The organism is Nonomuraea sp. NPDC049480 (genome assembly GCF_044465905.1).
Lineage (GTDB): Bacteria > Actinomycetota > Actinomycetes > Streptosporangiales > Streptosporangiaceae > Nonomuraea.
Genome location: NZ_JBITMD010000012.1, coordinates 191,129 through 207,319, shown reverse-complemented (window position 1 = coordinate 207,319; position 16,191 = coordinate 191,129). Strand labels below are relative to the sequence as shown.

Here is a 16,191-nt window from a genome sequence, read left to right as displayed (position 1 = left end):
GGTCCTGAAAGACCTCTCTCCCGACATGCCACTATGTCAGGACTTACCGGGAAATTCTCAGGGGATGACGGGCTTGCGGCTGGCGAGGGCCACCCAGACCTGGCCGGGCGCGAAGTTCATCGGCTCGCCGCTCTCAGTGGTGAACGTCGTGCCGTCCTTCTCCGATTCCCGTTCCCAGTTCGCCTTGAAAGCTTTACCGTCGCGCAGCACGATCGCCTTGCCCTTGCCCGTGGTGTGCACGAGCGGCGTATAGCTGTCGTTCTTGTCGTGGAACTGCGAGCGCTCGGTCTTGGTGTACTGGACCACGATCGTCGGCGCGCCCAGCTGGCCGCCCTCGGCGGCCATGTCCTTCTTGCCGTCCTGCCAGATCATCCACTTCTTCTGCTGCTGCGACCAGGCGAAGGTGAAGCGCGCGGCGGGCCACTTGACGGTGTACGACTTCCGCTCCACGCCGCCCTCTGCCGGGGCCTCGCCGAAGGTGAAGCCGATGTCCTTGGCCTTGCTCGCCCTGGGCGCCTTGGCCACCAGCTGCTTGCTGTTGGCGAACAGGTTGTACGGGGCGAAGCGGCCCGGCTGGCGGAAGTACGCCCCGGGGTTGCGGGTGTCGCCCACGTCGAACAGCGACGCCTCGGCGATGAGCGGCAGCATCTTGGTCTGCGCGCCCGAGTAGGAGAAGGCCGGCTTGCCGAACTGCGCCGCCAGGTGCAGGTCGGAGATGCGGGCGCTGCGGACCGGGCCCACCTTGGCCGGCAGCCTGGAGGAGAAGATGGCCATGAGCCGGGTCAGCCCGGCCTCGACCTGCTCGATGTAGACGATGTCCGCGCTCTTGAGCCCGAGCTGCGGCTTGCCGGCCGCGGTGTTCTCGATCTTCACGGCGACCACCGGCTTGAGCTCCTCGTACGGCTGCCCGGTGAACGGGTGCCCGGGGGCGGCCTCGGTGGGCTCCTCGCTGGGCGCCGCCGTGGAGGCCTGCGGCGCCTGGCCCGGAGCGGGTTCATCGGAGGAGCAGGCCGTGACGGGGAGCAGGACGGCCGCTCCGGCCAGCGTGACCGTGATGATCCGGGGTAGCCGCACGTGTAACTCTCCTCGCTTCAGCCCGCAAAACGGGATGAAGCTTACTGGCTTCCCCAAATCAGGTCATTCAGTTGCCATAGTCGCAGGCGGATTGTCATCAATCTCAAAGAATTCGGGGTATTCGGTGTGCCCCGCCAGGCGCAGTGTCCGCGCCAGCCACCGGCGCTGCGCCGCACGCGTGACCGACACCGAGTTGTTGTAAAAGCGCCGCGAGTAGACCACCTTGGCCACGGCCGTGTCGAGCTCCTCCAGCAGATCGCCGCCGCCCGGCGCCTCCGACAGCTTCTCCCTGAACCGTTCCTGGTCCACCGCCGCACGCAGCGCCCGCGACAGGTCGCTCTCGGCGTGCTCGCGCTCCTCCGGACCGGCGATCCTGGCCTCGTGCGCGGCCGCGGCCAGCACCAGCGACGTGGCCGGGTCCAGCAGCCGCGAGCCGGCCAGCTCCAGCACCACCGCCCGGCGCCGCATCAGCGCCGCCTCCAGCGACTCGCGGGCCAGCTCCAGGCGGATGTGCAGCCGGTCCAGCCGCCCCGCACGCCAGGAGACGTACACCGCCATGAGCACCACGACGATGCCCACGATCAGCACGACCATCGTGGACGTCACAGGTCCTCCTCCACCCGCCCGGCGCCGCTCGTGGTGACCGTCTCGTAGACGCGAACGACGTCGCGCGCCACCGTCGACCAGTCGTATTTCCTGACCGCCACCAGCGCCTCCGCGGCCAGCTTGGACCGCCGCTCCGGCGCGTCCAGCAGCGCGGCCGCCTCGCGCGCCAGCGACTCCGGGTCACCGTTGGCGAACAACGCGCCCGCCTGCCCCTCACCCAGCACCTTGCGGAAGGCCGGGATGTCGCTGGCCAGGACCGTCGCCCCGGACGCCATCGCCTCGGCCAGCACGATGCCGAAGCTCTCCCCGCGCGTGTTCGGCGCGCAGAAGACGTCCACCGAGTGATAGGCGCGGATCTTGTCGGCCTCGCTCACCATGCCCAGCACCGTCACCCGGTCGTGGAAACGCTTGGGCACCCGCTCGTAGACCTCCTTGGCGTCGCCGGGTCCCGCGATGAGCAGCTTCACCTCCGGCCGCCGGGCCGCCAGCGTCGCGAACGCCTCCAGCAGGATCGGCAGCCCCTTGCGCTCCTCGTCCATCCGCCCCAGGAAACCGATCGTCGCCCCGTCGGGGCCCCACCCGTCGAGCGGCTCGGCCTCGGTGTAGCGGGAGACCGTCACGCCGTTCGGGATCAGCACCGTGTCGCCGCCGAACTGCTCCACCAGGCTCTTGCGCGCCGCGTCCGACACCGCGATGCGGCCGCTGAGCTTCTCCAGCGCGCTGCGCAGCAGCGGCTCGGCCACCGCGATCGCCCGCGAGCGCGACCACGACGCGTGGAACGTGGCCACGATCGGCCCCTTCGCCGCCCAGCAGGCCAGCACGCCCAGGCTCGGGATCAGCGGCTCGTGGATGTGCAGCACGTCGAACTCGCCCGTACGCACCCACCGGCGCACCCGCGCCGCGGACAGGAAGCCGAACGACATCCTGGCCACCGCCCCGTTGTACGGCACCGGCACCGCCCGGCCCGCCCCCGTCACGTAAGGAGGCAACTCGACGTCGTCGGCCGCCGGCGCGATCACCGACACGTCGTGCCCCTGCGCCACCAGCGCCTGAGCCAGGTCGTCGATGTGCTGTTTGACCCCGCCGGGCATGTCCCACGAGTAGGGACACACGAGGCCCACCCTCATGGGCCCACCCTCTGGAGCGGCAGGTCCTCCAGCCAGAGCCGCTGCAACATGTGCCAGTCCTCCGGATGCTCGGAGATCCCCTTCTCGAACACGTCGGCCAGCCGCTGCGCCACCACCGCGACCTTCTCCTGCCGGGTACCCTCCTCCGGGACCGGGATCTCCTCGTGGATGTGGATGCCCCAGTCGTCGCCCACGAAGTAGACGGTCGCCGGCAGCAGCGCCGCCCCGGTCTGCACCGCCAGCAGCGGCGGTCCCGCGGGCACCTTCGTGGTGGCGCCGAAGAAGCGCACCTCGATGCCGCTCTTGGTCAGGTCGCGCTCGGCCGGCAGGCACACCACGCCGCCCTTGCGCACCCGCATGGCCAGCGTGGCGAAGTTGTGGCCGTCACCGCCGGTCAGCGGCAGCACCTCCATGCCGAGCCCCTCTCGGAAGGCGACGTACCGGCGGAACAGCGACTCAGGCCTGAGCCGCTCGGCCACCGTCGTGAACGGATGCCCCACGCCCACCAGCCACGCTCCGGCCTGGTCCCAGTTGCCCATGTGCGGCAGCGCCAGCACCACGCCCCGCCCCGCCGCCACGTTGTCGTGGACGTGCTCGGCGCCGATGACGTGGGTGCGGCGCACGACCTCCTCGGTCCGCATCGACGGCAGCCGGAAGACCTCGTGGAAGTAGCGGAAGTACGAGCGCATGCCCGCCCTGGTGAGCTCACGCAGCTCACGGCTGCCGACGTCCAGGCCGGTCACCCTGGCCAGGTTGGACTCCAGCCGGCGCACCGACTTGCCCCGCCTGGCCCACACCCGGTCGGCCAGCAGCCGGAAGACCGCGGCCGTCGGGCGCTCGGGCAGCAGCGGCACGAGCTTCCAGCCTGCCGCGAAGCCCGCGGCCACGACGCGATCGCCGAACGACGCCTTCTCGCTCATCTCTCCCTCGTCTGCTCGTACACGTGCCACACCCGCTGCCCAACGGTGATCACGCTGGCGACCGCGAGCAGCCACATCCCCGCCGGGAGGACGTACGGCACGCCGAGCCCGTAGAAGCAGGCCGCGACCAGCGCCACGACCAGCCGCTCCGGCCGCTCGGCCAGCCCGACGTCGGCCGTGAGCCCGAGCCCCTCGGCCCTGGCCTTGGCATAGGAGACCAGGGCGCCGGCGATCAGGCAGACCAGCGTCACCGAGGCCATCAGCGTGTCGCCTTCGGAGACGAAATACAAGATCAGGCCCGCGAAGATGGCGGCGTCGGCCACCCGGTCGAGCGTCGAGTCCAGGAACGCCCCCCAGGTGCTGCCCCCCTTCCCGCCGAGCCGGGCCACCACGCCGTCCAGCAGGTCGAACAGCACGAAGACCGTGATCACGAGGGCGCCCCAGGTCAGCTGGCCCAGGGGAAAGAAGGTCAGGGCGGACACGACGGTGCCGAGGGTGCCGATCGCCGTGATGGCGTTCGGGCCGATCCCGCGGCCCACGAGGGCCCTGCCCAGCGGTGTGAGTATCCGGGTCATGGCCGGGCGCAGGAGTTTGAGCATCGCCGTCCGATCGTAGGCCATCACAGACCTGACAACTTTCTTTGCCCCGCCCCCCTTGTGATATCCGCCACACGGGTATTTGGTGAACACACCGCGTCCATGCGGTTTCTGTCACCTTCCGCGCGGGCGCGGCGTTGGGAAACCTACTACCAACGCTGGAGGCTGATGTGGCGGAAAGAAGTTCAGGCGGCGCCGTGGGAGCCGCGGGCAGGGCACCCGCGGCCGACAGGGCGGATGCGATACGCAATGTCGTGCTGGTCGGCCACTCAGGAGCGGGTAAGACGACACTCGTCGAGCAGCTGCTGGCCGCCACGGGCACCATTCAACGCCCGGGACGGGTGGAGGACGGCAACACGGTCAGCGACTTCGACGAGGTCGAGGTCAGACAGCAGCGGTCGGTCAACCTCGCCGTGGCGCCCCTGGTGCACAACGGCATCAAGATCAACCTTCTCGACACCCCGGGCTACGCCGACTTCGTGGGCGACCTGCGAGCCGGGCTGCGCGCGGCCGACGCCGCGCTGTTCGTGGTGTCGGCCTCCGACGGGATCGACGGGCTCACCCAGATGCTCTGGGAGGAGTGCTCCCAGGTCGGCATGCCGCGGGCGGTCGTGATCACCAAGATCGACCACCAGCGGGCCGACTTCGACGAGGTGCTCGCCACCTGCCAGGACGTCTTCGGCGACGGCGTGGCGCCCCTCTACCTGCCGGTGATCACCAACGGGCACGTCAACGGGCTGATCGGGCTGCTCACCCAGAAGTTCTACAACTACGCGACCGGCTCCCGCACCGAGAACGACCCCGGCGCGGAGTACGAAGCGCAGATCGAGGAGTACCGCGGCTCCCTGATCGAGGGCATCATCCAGGAGAGCGAAGACGAGACGCTCATGGAGAGGTACCTCGAGGGCGAGCCGATCGACACCAAGGTTCTCATCGAGGACTTGGAGAAGGCCGTCGCACGCGGCAGCTTCTACCCGGTGCTGTGCAGCGGGCTCGGCGTCGGCGCGCAGGAGATCCTCGAGGTCATCACCCAGGGTTTCCCCTCGCCCCTCGAACACCCGCTTCCCGAGATCACCGACCTGTCCGGCAAACCGGTCAAGGTCAATGCCTGCGACCCCGACGGCCCGCTGGTGGCCGAGGTCGTCAAGACCACCAGCGACCCGTACGTGGGCCGCATCAGCCTCGTCCGCGTCTTCTCCGGCACGCTCCGCCCCGACATGACCGTCCACGTGTCCGGGCACGGCCTGGCCGACCGCGGGCACGAGGACCACGACGTGGACGAGCGCATCGGCACGCTGACCTGCCCGCTCGGCAAGCACCAGCGCCCCATAGCCAAGGGAGCCGCGGGCGACGTCGTGGCCGTGGCCAAGCTGTCGCGGGCCGAGACCGGCGACACGTTGTCCGAGGTCGACCGGCCGCTGCTCATGACCGCCTGGGCCATGCCCGAGCCGCTGCTGCCCGTGGCGATCAGGGCCAAGTCCAAGGCCGACGAGGACAAACTGTCGCAGGCCCTCGGCAGGCTGGTGGCCGAGGACCCGACGCTGCGGCTGGAGAACAACGCCGAGACCCGACAGCTCGTCCTGTGGTGCATGGGCGAGGCCCACACCGACGTGCTGCTCGACCGGCTGGCCAAGCGGCACGGCGTCGAGGTCGAGCGGATCGAGCTGCGGGTGCCGCTGCGCGAGACGTTCGGCGGCAAGTGCCAGGCGATGGGCCGCAACGTCAAGCAGACCGGCGGCCACGGCCAGTACGCGATCTGCCACCTGGAGGTCGAGCCCCTGCCGTCCGGCACCGGGTTCGAGTTCGTGGACAAGATCGTGGGCGGCGTGGTGCCCCGGCAGTTCATCCCGTCGGTGGAGAAAGGCGTGCGCGCCCAGATGGAGCGGGGCGTCGTCGCCGGCTACCCGATGGTCGACGTGCGCGTCACGCTGTACGACGGCAAGGCCCACTCGGTCGACTCCTCCGACATGGCCTTCCAGATCGCCGGCCAGCTGGCCCTGAAGGAGGCGGCGGCGAAGGTCCCGACCCTGCTGCTGGAGCCGGTGGACGAGATCTCGGTGCTCGTCGCCGACGACCACGTCGGATCGGTGATGTCCGACCTGTCGTCACGGCGCGGGCGGGTGCTCGGCACCGAGCCCGTCGGCGCCGGCCGCACGCTGGTCAAGGCCGAGGTGCCCGAGCTGGAGATCACCAGGTACGCCATCGACCTGAGATCCATGTCACACGGCACGGGAACCTTCACACGCTCGTTCCTGCGCTATGAGCCGTTGCCGCCGAACCTCGCAGGCAAGGTGGCGGCGACGGACTGAGCGGCGGAGCTGAGGAGCCGGGAGGGAAATCTGGTCCCTCCCGGCCCAGCTGTGCGCTTATATCACAAAACAATCACGGCTTTGTTGCGTTTTCCGTCCCGAGCATCTGCGAGCAGGTGTCACACTGGGTGGCACTATGCGAACTGGACGCCCACTCCTAGCCGCCGCAGCCCTCGCCGTCGTCACCACCACCGCCGCCTACATGTTCGGCCCCGGTGCCACCGAGAGCCCCGCAGCGAGCGAGAAGAAGACGACCACCGCAGCCGCCCCCGTGGCCGCCTGCAAGCCCGACGCCCGCTACCCGAAGCGCCAGCTTCGGGGCGTCTGGATCGCCACCGTCAAGAACATCGACTGGCCCTCCCGCACCGGCCTGTCCGCCGAGCGGCAGAAGGCCGAGTACGTCAAGATCCTCGACAGCGCCGCCAGGCGCAACCTCAACGCCGTCTTCGTCCAGGTGCGACCCGCCTCCGACGCGCTCTACAAGTCGTCGATCGAGCCCTGGTCGCAGTTCCTGACGGGCAAGGCGGGCAAGGACCCCGGCTGGGACCCGCTGCCGTTCCTCATCGAGGAGGCGCACAAGCGCGGCCTGGAGTTCCACGCCTGGTTCAACCCGTACCGGGCCTCGTACGACGCCAACGTCGCCAAACTCCCCGCCGCCCACCCGGCTCGGCAACATCCGGACTGGACGGTCAAGTACGGCGACCGTGTCTACTTCAACCCGGGCCTGCCGCAGGTGCGCGAGCACGTCGTCAAGGTCATCTCGGACGTCGTGGACCGCTACGACGTGGACGGGGTGCACTTCGACGACTACTTCTACCCGTATCCGGGTGAGGGCGGGCAGTTCAACGACAAGGCCGCCTTTACAAAGTACGGCAAGGGCAAGAGCCTGGCCGGCTGGCGGCGCGACAACGTCAACACGCTCGTCGCCGAGGTGGACAAGGCCATCCACGAGCGGAAGACCCACGTCAAGTTCGGCATCAGCCCGTTCGGCATCTGGCGCAACAAGTCGAACGACCCGTCCGGGTCCAACACCAACGGCATGTCCGCCTATGACTCGATTTACGCCGACGCGAAGGCGTGGATCGACGCGGGCACCGTCGACTACGTGATGCCGCAGCTCTACTGGTCGCGCGGCTTCAAGGCGGCCGACTACAAGGCGCTCGCGCCGTGGTGGGCCGGGGCGGTCAAGGACTCCGACGTCCACCTGTACATCGGGCAGGCCCTCTACCGGGTCGGCGCCAAGGACGACAAGGCCTGGACCAAGCCGGGCGAGATGTCGGCGCACCTGACGCTCAACCGGAAGTACCGGCAGGTGGACGGCGACGTCTACTTCAGCGCCAAGCAACTGCTCACCAACCCGCTGGGCGCGATGGACCGGGTCGCCAAGGACCACTACGGCCGTCCTGCCCTGCTGCCGCTGATGAAGGACCGCGGCGGCCAGGCCCCGGCCAAGCCTGCGGGTGCCAAGGCCTCGGGCACGACGCTCACGTGGACCGCCTCGGAGGGGGCCCGGGCGTACGCCGTTTACCAGGTGCCGAAGTCCGGCAAGAACTGCCAGGGCACGGACGCCCGCAACCTGGTGGCCGTGGTCGCCGGGCCGTCCTTCACCGCCAAGGCGGCGGGGACGTATCTGATCACCTCGCTCGACCGCCTGCACAACGAGAGCAAGCCGGTCAAGGTGAGGGTGGACGAGATCTGATCCACGCCTGACCCGCCGGGGCCGCCCACCACACCGGCCCCGTCTTCGGCACCATCGTCCGCGATCCGAGGGCCGGCCGTTTCCGGTCGGCCCTTCGTCCCGCCCGCGGGTGCCGGCACGTCGCAGACCGGATGACGCCTGGGCTGGGAGGCGCCCGTGCGGCTCTCGTCGCGGGTAATCCGGAGCTCGGCCCAGGCGCGGACCAGCCCGGCCACCGCCTGGTCCAGCAAGCCGCGCCCACACCGGCAGCCCGCCCCCACAACACGCGCGCCGTCGTGCACGGCCGCGACGACCGCTACCGCCCCTGGCTCACACCCGTCCGGGCCTGACCATCGGGCCGCCCGCTCCCGCGGCGCCCGTGCGCTGCTCGCGACCGCGAAGGCGCATCCGAGTACTTCCGCTTCGTGAGAGGGTAGTCGGAGCCTGTGGCGCCGGGACGCGCCGTTGCTCCGGCGTGCCACGGACATCATCGACAGCGGGAGGTCATCGGGGTGAGGCGCGCGGTAATCGTGCTGGCCGTGCTGCTCGGCCAGTTGCTGCTCGGCCATGTGCCGTCCGCCGGGGCGGAGGCCCGGGCGGAGGACGGCACCGGCCGGGTGGCGCTCATCGGGGTGTCCGGGCTGCACTGGAACGACCTCACCCAGGCCGATACGCCCAACCTGTGGGAGCTGGCCCGAGCGAGCGCGATCGGCTCCCTGTCGGTCCGTACGGTCGGCAACGTGACCTGCCCCTACGACGGCTGGCTGACCGTGTCGGCGGGCACCAGGTCGGCTGTCGGCTACAGCTGCGGCGCGCCCCCGATGCCGGAGGTCCAGGGCGAGGGCGCGGTCGTCCCCGACTACCGCTACCTCATCGACGTGGCCGGGCAGCGCAACGCCGGCGTCCTGGGCGAGTCGCTGAAGACGGCCGGCCAGTGCTCGATCGCCATCGGCCCGGGCGCCGCGCTGGCGCTGGCCGACCGGCAGGGCGCGGTGCAGCACTACCACGCCTCGCCGCTCCAGGTGAAGACTCCCGACCTGGAGAAGTGCCGGATGATCGCCATGGACGTGGACGATCTCGTCCGCCCCTACCTGACCGCCGAAGACAAACTGCCCAAGGTGCCCGAGCGGCTCACCGTCGCGCAGCGGCGCGACGCGCTGCGCCTGGCCGACGCCAAGGCCGGCGCGCTGCTGTCGGTCCTGCCCGCCGACACGACGGTGCTGCTCGCAGGCCTGTCCGACCACGGCTCCGTGCCCCACTTGCGGGTGGCCGCGCTGCGTGAGCCGGGCGCGCAGGGCCGTCTGCTCGGCGCCGCCTCCACCCGCCGCGACGACATCTCGATCCTTCCCGACCTGACCTCGACCACGCTGACCGAGCTCGGCGTGCCGGTGCCCGCCACGGTCGTGGGCGTGCCGATGCGGGTCGGCGAGGCCGGCGCCACGTTCGAACGCCTCCAGCGCGCCGACGCCACCGCCCAGACCATGCGCTCGGCGAAGGGGCAATACTTCACGGCCCTGGCGGTCCTGCAGGTCCTGTTCTACGTGCTGGCGTTCCTGCTGCTGCGCCGCCGCAAGCACCTGCCCTGGGTACGCGTGGCCGCCGTGGCCCTGGCCGCTCTGCCCGTCACCTCGTTCCTGGTCAACCTGCTGCCGTGGGCCACCCACCTCGAGCTGTTCGGCGCCATGCTGGCCTGGTGGGCCGCGATCACCGTGGTGGCGCTGGCCGGGCCCTGGCGGCGCAGGCCGCTCGGCCCGCTGGCGGTGGTCGCCGGCGTCACCGCGCTCACCCTGGCCGGCGACCTGCTCACCGGCACCACGCTCCAGCTCAACAGCTTCATGGGCTACAGCGCCGAGCAGGGGGCCCGCTACTTCGGGCTGGGCAACATCCCGTTCGCGCTGCTGGCCACCGGGACGCTGCTGGCCACGACAACCATCGCGCACCGCTGGCCGGGCAAGGTGGGCCTGGCCGCGATCGTCGGGCTCGGGGCGGCGGCGATGGTGCTCGGCGGCTCCGGGATGGGCAGCGACTTCGGCGGCGTCATCGCGTTCGTGCCGGGCATCGCTGTGACCGCGCTCATCCTGTCGGGCAAGCGGGTGTCGCTGGTGAAGCTGGGCCTGTTCTGCGTCGCCGGCGGGGTGATCGTGATGACATTCGCCTGGATCAACTACCTCAAGCCGGCCAACGAGCAGACGCACCTGGGCAGGTTCGTGGGCCAGGTGCTGAACGGCGAGGCCGTCGACGTCATCTGGCGCAAGCTGATGGCCATGCTCGGCACGCTGCTCAACCCCAACCTGATGCCGATCGTGATCGTCGCCGTGGCGTTCCTCGTGTACGCGATCCTGCGGCCCGAGCAGGCCTCGGCCGGCGTGGTGCCGGCGGCGTTCGAGCACTCTCCCGCGCTGCGGGCCGGGCTCATCGGCACGCTGGTCAGCGGCGTGGTCGGGATGCTGGTCAACGACTCGGGCGCGGCCGTGCTGTCCATGGCGCTGGCACTGGCCGTGCCGCTGCTGCTGGCCACCGGAATCGGCGTGCTCACCCAGCGGGAGGAGTCAGTCCCAGGCGTCGGCGAGCAGCTGGCGCGTGTCGCGAAGTAGCTGCGGCAGGACCTTGGTCTGGGCGACGACCGGCATGAAGTTCGTGTCGCCGCCCCAGCGGGGCACCACGTGCTGGTGCAGGTGCGCGGCGATGCCCGCGCCCGCCACGTGGCCGAGGTTCATGCCGACGTTGAAGCCCTGCGCGCCGCTCGCCTTGCGCAGGGCACGCAGCGACTTCTGGGTGAACTCCCCCATTTCCACCAGCTCGTCCGGGAGCAGCTCGTCGTAGTCGGACACGTGCCGGTAGGGGACGACCATGAGGTGTCCGGAGTTGTACGGGTAAAGGTTGAGCACCGTGTAAACCTTCTCCCCGCGCGCGACGATCAGGCCGTCCTCGTCGCTCATCTTGGGTATCGCGTCGAACGGGCACCCGTCGCCGGGGCCGGTGCCCGTCGGCTTGTTCTCGCCCTTGATGTAGGCCATGCGATGCGGGGTCCACAGACGGTCGAAGTTGTCCGGGGTCCCTGCCCCTGCCTGATCGTGCATAACTAGCAGCATAGGACCACGGACAAACGGCATGCTCTTCCGGCACAATCCTGAGCATTCGCCTACAGGAGGCCGTGATGAGTGACGCGTTAGCCGAGCACCCCGTCCCGCCCGCCGACAGCCCGGTCCCCGCTTACACGCCTGGTGCCACCGTGAAGGGACGCATCAAGGTGGCCGACGAGGTGGTGGAGAAGGTCGCCGCCCTGGCGGCCCTGGAGGTGGCCGGGGTCGCCGACATGGGCGGCGACCTGGCGCGGGCGTTCGAGTCCGTACGCGACCGCATCGGCATCGGGGCTCGGCGCGGCAACCAGGGCGTCAGCGCGCAGATCCACGACCGCCAGGTGGCCGTGAGCCTGACGATCGTGGTCGAGTACGGGCACGTGGTGATGGAGGTCGCCGCGGAGGTCAAGACCAACGTGGCCAGAAGCGTCAGCCGGATGCTCGGCATGCGGGTCATGGAGGTGAACGTAACGGTGGACGACGTTCGCATGCCCGGCGAGGTCCGCCCGTCCCCCGCCGAGGACCCGGCCGCCGAGGACCCCGCCCTCATGCCCACCTGACGCAGGACCTCTCACGCCACGGGAGGGGCCACGGCGGGCGCGGCGGGCGTCGCCCCCTCACGCCGCCCGCCGGAGCGGAGCCCGGCCCCGCGGTGGCCGGTGGGCGATCAGTCCACGCGGGTCATCTCCGACGGGTAGCCGCCGCCCCCGGGTACACCCAGGCGCCGCTGACCGTCTTGCCGTCGGCCGTGAAGGTGCCACGGTGGTAGGCGGGCGAGCCCTTCTCACCGCCCCAGATGGTCAGTGTGTCCCCCTCCAGCTCCTACACGTAGTCGAGCGTGTTGCCCTGGCTGTCGAAGTACCGGGACTTGATGTCCTCGCCCGGTTTGTCGGCGCCGAACGGCATGTCCCTGCCGATGATCTCCATTCCCTTGATCGGCTGCCCGTCCTGCACCAGATCCACGTCCTGGAGCAGGAAGAAGCCACCCTCCATCCAGTCGTAGGTCACGGTGCCCGGGGCGCCGCCGGTCACCCCGCCAGGTGCCGGCCAGCCGGTCCAGGGCCTTGAGCTGGGCGTCGGGCTGCCGCTGCGCGTACTCGGTCATGATCGATTCCTTCCTGAAGGGGTGTACGCCCGTATGACGGCGGCGCCCGCCGGAAGGAATCGGCGATGTCACAGAAATTCGGGAAGGCCGAACGCGGCGTGCAGCTCGGTGCCGAACGTCGTGATCTCGACGATCAGGCCGTCCTCGATCCGCAGCACGTCGACGTTGACGGCGGTGTAGCGGGACTACCCGGTGCGGCGAACGTAGTTGGCGACGGCCGGTCTGCGGTTGGCCCGCGTCTCCAGGGCCTTCCATGTCCCCCACGCCTCCGGCCCGGTCATGACGGGCCGCCACATGTCGAGGATGGCAGTGCGGCCGTCGTACACCAGTGCGGCCGGGGGCATCGTCAGCCGGCCACGTCCCGCAGGATGAGCACGGCTCGCTGGCGCGGCGGCAGGTGCTGGATGGCGGCGAGGTAGGCCAGCTCGATCGTCTCGCGCGCGACGGTCACCGCGTCCGGCTCGCCCTGCGCGGCCAGGTCGAGCAGCCGGTCGGGGTAGGGCTGCAGCCATGGCACGTCGGCGAGCGGCGAGCCCGGCTCGCTCCCCGCGCCGGCCGCGACCTCGCGCGCGCGGGCGGGCCCGGACAGCAGGTCGAGGCAGGCGTTGGTGGCGATGCGGTAGAGCCAGGCCCGCAGCGTCGCGCGCCCCTCGAACGTCTCCCGCCGCCGCCAGGCCCGCAGCAGCGTCTCCTGCACCATGTCCTCGGCGTCGGTGTACGAGCCCAGCATGCGGTAGCAGTGCACGTGCAGTTCGTGCCGGTACGCCTCGGCCAGCGCGCCGAACCCGGCCCGGTCACCGGCGCGGACGGCCGCCACCACGTCGTCCCGCCGCCCCATCGGCTCCTCCTTGCCGGCGGCCATGTCAGTGCCGCGCGCCGCTGTCTAAGGTGAGGTCCATGACCACTGATCAGCTCGAGCCCATGCCCGGCGACTGGCAGCGCGCCCTGGCCATCGTCGCCCACCCCGACGACCTGGAGTACGGCTGCGCCTCCGCGATCGCGACCTGGACCGACGCCGGCCGCGAGGTGGCCTACGTGATCGCCACGAGGGGCGAGGCCGGCATCGACACGCTCGAACCCGCCGAGAGCGGCCCGGCGCGCGAGCGCGAGGAGCGGGCCAGCGCCGCCGTGGTGGGGGTGACGAGCGTGGAGTTCCTCGACCACCGGGACGGGGTGATCGAATACGGCCTCACGCTGCGAAGGGACATCGCCGCCGCCATCCGCAGGCACCGCCCGGAGCTCGTGATCACCCTGAACCCGGACGACACGTGGGGCGGCACGTACTGGAACACGCCGGATCACCGGGCGGTCGGCAGGGCGGTGCTGGACGCCGCCGGCGACGCCGGCAATCGATGGATATTTCCGGACACCGACGCCGCGCCTTGGAAGGGCGTCCGCTGGGTCGCCGTCGCCGGCACCGACTCCCCCACCCACGCCGTGGACGTCACCGACGGCCTGGAGCGCGGCGTGCGCTCCCTCATGGAGCACCGCGCCTACATCGAGGCCCTCACCACCGAGGACCCCGAGGCGTACGCGCGCGACCTCATCGAGACCTACGCCCGGGAGGAGGCGAAGCGGTTCGGCGGCCGCCCCGCCGTTACATTCCGCCTGTTTCCCTGTTGATTCACCGCTTCTGCGTCGGGAAGACCGGGACGGGCGTCCTCCAGCTCATCACCCTCGGCCGCCCCGTCCCACGCGCCGTCAGACCTGGATGCGGCGCTCCACGGCGTTGACGATCTCGGTGATCGCCTCGTCCACCGGCACGCCGTTCTTCTGCTCGCCGCTGCGGTAGCGGAACGAGACCGCCCCGTTGGCGATGTCGTCGTCACCGGCCAGCAGCATGAAGGGCACCTTGGCCTTCTGCGCGTTGCGGATCTTCTTCTGCATGCGGTCGTCGGAGGCGTCGACGTCGATCCTGACGCCGGACTCGCGCAGCTTCTTGGCCACATCCTGCAGATAGGGCACGTGCGCGTCGGCGATCGGGATGCCCACCACCTGCACCGGCGCCAGCCAGGGCGGGAAGGCGCCGGCGTAGTGCTCGGTGAGCACGCCGAGGAAGCGCTCGACGGAGCCGAACAACGCCCGGTGGATCATCACCGGGGTCTGCCGGCTGCCGTCCGCCGCCTGGTATTCGAGGCCGAAGCGCTTGGGCTGGTTGAGGTCGAGCTGGATGGTGGACAGCTGCCAGGTGCGGCCGATGGCGTCCTTGGCCTGCACGGAGATCTTCGGGCCGTAGAAGGCCGCACCGCCCGGGTCGTCCACCAGCGTCAGCCCCGACTCGGTGGCCACCTGGCGCAGCGCGTCGGTGGCCTCCGTCCACTCGGCCGGGTCGCCGATGAACTTGTCGGAGTCGTCGCGGGTGGACAGCTCCAGGTAGAAGTCGGTCAGGCCGAAGTCGCGCAGCACGCTGAGCACGAACCTGAGCAGCGACTTGATCTCGTCGGCCATCTGCTCGCGGGTGGTGTAGATGTGCGCGTCGTCCTGCGTCATGCCGCGCACCCGGGTCAGCCCGTGCACCACGCCGGACTTCTCGTAGCGGTAGACCGAGCCGAACTCGCACAGCCGCAGCGGCAGCTCGCGGTAAGAACGCCCGCGCGCCCGGAAGATCAGGTTGTGCATCGGGCAGTTCATCGGCTTGACGCGGTATTCGATGCCCTCCAGCTCGAACGCCGGGAACATGTCGTCGGCGTACCACGGAAGGTGTCCCGAGGTCTCGAACAGCGACGACTTGGTGATGTGCGGCGTGTTGACGAACTCGTAGCCGGCCTCGGCCTGCCGCCTGCGCATGTAGTCTTCCATCTCCTTGCGGATGATCCCGCCCTTGGGATGGAAGATCGGCAGGCCGCTGCCCAGCTCCGGCGGGAAGCTGAACAGGTCGAGCTCGACGCCGAGCTTGCGGTGGTCGCGCTTCTCGGCCTCCTCCAGCAGCTTGAGGTATTCGTCCTGCTTGTCGCGGGACTCCCACGCGGTGCCGTAGATGCGCTGCAGCTGCGGGTTCTTCTCGCTGCCGCGCCAGTAGGCGCCGCCGGAGCGCATGAGCTTGAAGGCCGGGATCGACCGCGTGGACGGCACGTGCGGCCCGCGGCACAGGTCCTTCCAGCGCAGCTCGCCGGTCTTGGCGTCGAGGTTGTCGTAGATGGTCAGCTGCCCGGCGCCGACCTCGACGGACTCCTCCGCGTCGGCGCCGCCCTTCAGCCCGATCAGCTCCAGTTTGTACGGCTCCGCGGCGAGCTCCTCGCGTGCCTCCTCGTCGGTGACGGGCCGGCGGGAGAAAAGCTGCCCCTCCTTGACGAGCTCCCGCATCCGCTTCTCGATGCGCTTGAGATCGTCGGGCTGGAACGCCTGCTTGACGTCGAAGTCGTAGTAGAACCCGTTGTCCACGGGCGGCCCGATGCCCAGTCTGGCCTCGGGGAACAGCTCCTGCACCGCCTGCGCCATGACATGGGCGGTGGAGTGGCGGACGATGGCCCTGCCGTCCTCGCTGGAGACCTCGATCGGCTCGACCACGTCGTCCTGGGCCAGCGGATGGGCCAGGTCGCGCGGCACGCCGTTGACCCGGGCCGCGATGACCGTGCGGCCGTCGGCCTCGAGCGCCTCACCGGCCGTCGTGCCGGCCGCGACCACACGCTCGGCTCCGGCGAGGGTGATGCGTAGCTCGGCTGACACGGTGACTCCCTTGAGATCGCGCTCCGGCGC

At 70.3% G+C, this 16,191-nt stretch carries 16 protein-coding genes; 6 read left to right on the top strand and 10 right to left on the bottom strand.

Annotation, left to right across the window (positions count from 1 at the left end):
* Nucleotides 1-57: 57 nt before the first annotated feature.
* From ACIBX3_RS32195 to pgsA, 5 genes are all read right to left on the bottom strand, one after another.
* A complete protein-coding gene (locus tag ACIBX3_RS32195) occupies nt 58-1,074 on the bottom strand; it encodes a DUF3048 domain-containing protein (RefSeq protein ID WP_397123535.1) in 1,017 nt (338 codons plus the stop codon).
* A 63-nt stretch (nt 1,075-1,137) separates the two neighbouring features.
* On the bottom strand, nt 1,138-1,668 hold the full coding sequence (locus tag ACIBX3_RS32190) for a hypothetical protein (RefSeq protein ID WP_397123744.1): 531 nt from the start codon (nt 1,666-1,668) through the stop codon (nt 1,138-1,140).
* 8 nt (nt 1,669-1,676) lie between these two features.
* On the bottom strand, nt 1,677-2,807 hold the full coding sequence (locus ACIBX3_RS32185) for a glycosyltransferase family 4 protein (RefSeq protein ID WP_397123533.1): 1,131 nt from the start codon (nt 2,805-2,807) through the stop codon (nt 1,677-1,679).
* On the bottom strand, nt 2,804-3,727 hold the full coding sequence (locus tag ACIBX3_RS32180; protein WP_397123531.1) for a phosphatidylinositol mannoside acyltransferase: 924 nt from the start codon (nt 3,725-3,727) through the stop codon (nt 2,804-2,806). Before ACIBX3_RS32180 ends, ACIBX3_RS32185 begins: the two co-directional genes overlap by 4 nt.
* Nucleotides 3,724-4,347, bottom strand: coding sequence for a phosphatidylinositol phosphate synthase (gene pgsA / locus ACIBX3_RS32175; protein ID WP_397123529.1), 624 nt, complete (start codon nt 4,345-4,347; stop codon nt 3,724-3,726). The genes ACIBX3_RS32180 and pgsA overlap by 4 nt, the downstream gene beginning before the upstream one ends.
* A 146-nt stretch (nt 4,348-4,493) precedes the next feature.
* Between pgsA and ACIBX3_RS32170 the strand changes: the two genes are divergently transcribed.
* The 4 genes from ACIBX3_RS32170 to ACIBX3_RS32155 all read left to right on the top strand — a co-directional run bounded on the left by ACIBX3_RS32170 (nt 4,494) and on the right by ACIBX3_RS32155 (nt 10,904).
* A complete protein-coding gene (locus tag ACIBX3_RS32170) occupies nt 4,494-6,632 on the top strand; it encodes an elongation factor G-like protein EF-G2 (protein ID WP_397123527.1) in 2,139 nt (712 codons plus the stop codon).
* Between the two features lie 136 nt (nt 6,633-6,768).
* Nucleotides 6,769-8,331 (top strand): glycoside hydrolase family 10 protein, encoded by a 1,563-nt coding sequence (locus ACIBX3_RS32165; RefSeq protein WP_397123525.1) that lies wholly within the window; start codon nt 6,769-6,771, stop codon nt 8,329-8,331.
* 131 nt (nt 8,332-8,462) lie between these two features.
* Nucleotides 8,463-8,660 carry a hypothetical protein gene (locus ACIBX3_RS32160; RefSeq protein WP_397123523.1) on the top strand — a complete coding sequence of 66 codons (198 nt, stop codon included), beginning with the start codon at nt 8,463-8,465 and terminating at the stop codon, nt 8,658-8,660.
* 162 nt (nt 8,661-8,822) lie between these two features.
* Nucleotides 8,823-10,904 carry a hypothetical protein gene (locus ACIBX3_RS32155; RefSeq protein WP_397123521.1) on the top strand — a complete coding sequence of 694 codons (2,082 nt, stop codon included), beginning with the start codon at nt 8,823-8,825 and terminating at the stop codon, nt 10,902-10,904.
* Here ACIBX3_RS32155 and ACIBX3_RS32150 read toward each other — a convergent pair.
* Nucleotides 10,860-11,390: an HIT family protein gene (locus ACIBX3_RS32150; RefSeq protein ID WP_397123519.1), complete on the bottom strand. Its 531-nt coding sequence runs from the start codon at nt 11,388-11,390 to the stop codon at nt 10,860-10,862. The two genes, ACIBX3_RS32155 and ACIBX3_RS32150, sit on opposite strands and share 45 nt — an antisense overlap.
* A gap of 77 nt (nt 11,391-11,467) precedes the next feature.
* Between ACIBX3_RS32150 and ACIBX3_RS32145 the strand changes: the two genes are divergently transcribed.
* Nucleotides 11,468-11,950, top strand: coding sequence for an Asp23/Gls24 family envelope stress response protein (locus ACIBX3_RS32145; protein WP_397123517.1), 483 nt, complete (start codon nt 11,468-11,470; stop codon nt 11,948-11,950).
* 262 nt (nt 11,951-12,212) lie between these two features.
* On the opposite strand, the gene ACIBX3_RS32140 is transcribed toward ACIBX3_RS32145, so the two are convergent.
* The 3 genes from ACIBX3_RS32140 to ACIBX3_RS32130 form a co-directional block, all read right to left on the bottom strand.
* Nucleotides 12,213-12,422 (bottom strand): hypothetical protein, encoded by a 210-nt coding sequence (locus ACIBX3_RS32140; RefSeq protein WP_397123515.1) that lies wholly within the window; start codon nt 12,420-12,422, stop codon nt 12,213-12,215.
* Nucleotides 12,423-12,680: 258 nt separating this feature from the next.
* Nucleotides 12,681-12,839 (bottom strand): hypothetical protein, encoded by a 159-nt coding sequence (locus ACIBX3_RS32135; RefSeq protein ID WP_397123513.1) that lies wholly within the window; start codon nt 12,837-12,839, stop codon nt 12,681-12,683.
* Nucleotides 12,840-12,841: 2 nt separating this feature from the next.
* The gene (locus tag ACIBX3_RS32130) at nt 12,842-13,333 is read right to left on the bottom strand and encodes a sigma-70 family RNA polymerase sigma factor (RefSeq protein WP_397123511.1); all 492 of its coding nucleotides are present in this window, start codon (nt 13,331-13,333) and stop codon (nt 12,842-12,844) included.
* 59 nt (nt 13,334-13,392) lie between these two features.
* Between ACIBX3_RS32130 and ACIBX3_RS32125 the strand changes: the two genes are divergently transcribed.
* Nucleotides 13,393-14,118, top strand: a complete 726-nt coding sequence (locus ACIBX3_RS32125) for a PIG-L deacetylase family protein (protein ID WP_397123509.1) — start codon at nt 13,393-13,395, stop codon at nt 14,116-14,118.
* A gap of 78 nt (nt 14,119-14,196) precedes the next feature.
* Here the strand turns inward: ACIBX3_RS32125 and thrS are convergent, their stop codons facing one another.
* A complete protein-coding gene (gene thrS / locus ACIBX3_RS32120; RefSeq protein WP_397123507.1) occupies nt 14,197-16,161 on the bottom strand; it encodes a threonine--tRNA ligase in 1,965 nt (654 codons plus the stop codon).
* Nucleotides 16,162-16,191 lie beyond the last annotated feature (30 nt).